Source organism: Vibrio sp. YT-18 (assembly GCF_033337345.1).
GTDB classification, from domain to species: domain Bacteria; phylum Pseudomonadota; class Gammaproteobacteria; order Enterobacterales; family Vibrionaceae; genus Vibrio; species Vibrio alginolyticus.
In genome coordinates this window covers 1-1,079 of record NZ_JAWOQO010000247.1, presented here as the reverse complement: position 1 = coordinate 1,079, position 1,079 = coordinate 1, and the positions used below count along the sequence as shown (strand labels likewise).

Below are 1,079 nucleotides of genomic sequence, written 5' to 3'. Positions count from 1 at the left end.
CATACTTGAAATGTTTGTTTTTTGATCTATTATGACGAAGTGTCAATTATGACGGTTCGTCAAAAATGGTGACGTTCCTGTTTTACATAATCGTGTTACAATTATCAGGAGTGTGTGGGTATACGGATCAAAGGATTATGTTTAACTTTCGCTGTAAAAAGGATGGTAAGCGAGACGGGTGTCGTGTCTCGTCCGGGCTAACCAAAAAGCAACAAGCGATTGCGGATAGAGAAGTTGAGCTTATTCAACTGGCTAAGTCACTCGTCCAAGAGCAGGGGTTTGCGAACCTCACTATGGATAAGCTGACCTCGGCTAGCTCTTATTCTAACGGCACCATCTACAATCATTTTTGCAGCAAAGAAGACGTAATACTTGCGCTTTGTATCCATTCGTTAAAAAGCGAAGCGATATTTTTCGAGCGCACGGCAAACTTCGATGGCAATACTCGAGAGAAAATTATTGCGATGCATGTAGGCTATCGTATTTACGCTCGAATGGAGCCAGTGCTGTCGACTTGCGCGATTGTAGCTAAAACGCCTTGGGTGTTGGAAAAAGCATCACCTGAACGTTTGAATGAGCTGAATCGGCTAGAAGAAGAAGTGATTTCCGGTGCAGATGCGTTGGTCAATAATGCAGTAGAGTGCGGAGATCTAAAGTTTTCTCCTGCTATAGGTGCGGATGCTATTGTGTTTGCTAACTGGTCTATCGCATTTGGTTCTAACGCGCTTGCGCAAAACGCATCGAATAGTCGCTGTATACAACGAATCCAAGACCCATTTTCTGTGTTGCACAATGCGAATATGTTATTAGACGGCTTAGGTTGGGCGCCACTTTCTACAGAGTGGGACTATCGGAAAACCTGGCGTCGAGTAGAACAGGAACTCTTTAGTGAAGAGATTGCTTACTTAGAAACAGTGAACCGCTAAATCGGTTACAGAAGCCAATCCAAACGATGATTGGCTTTTTTATCACACTAAAGTGACGAATCGTCACTATTTGACTTAAAAGATGATGCTTAAGGTGAAGAACCTAGAGAGGCATTTGAAAAGTTACGTAAAAACTAGAAAACAGCGCTGGCT

The 1,079-nt window shown here is 43.0% G+C and carries 1 protein-coding gene; it reads left to right on the top strand.

Features of this window, described 5'->3' with window-relative positions; genetic code table 11:
- Positions 1 to 137: 137 nt before the first annotated feature.
- Entirely contained in the window at positions 138 to 926 is a 789-nt protein-coding gene (locus R7M72_RS25745) for a TetR/AcrR family transcriptional regulator (protein WP_318056548.1), read from the top strand.
- Positions 927 to 1,079: the final 153 nt, after the last annotated feature.

Bases quoted from the DNA above. Each gene is read 5' to 3' on its own strand.
- R7M72_RS25745 (WP_318056548.1), top strand. From the start codon at position 138: ATGTTTAACTTTCGCTGTAAAAAGGATGGTAAGCGAGACGGGTGTCGT.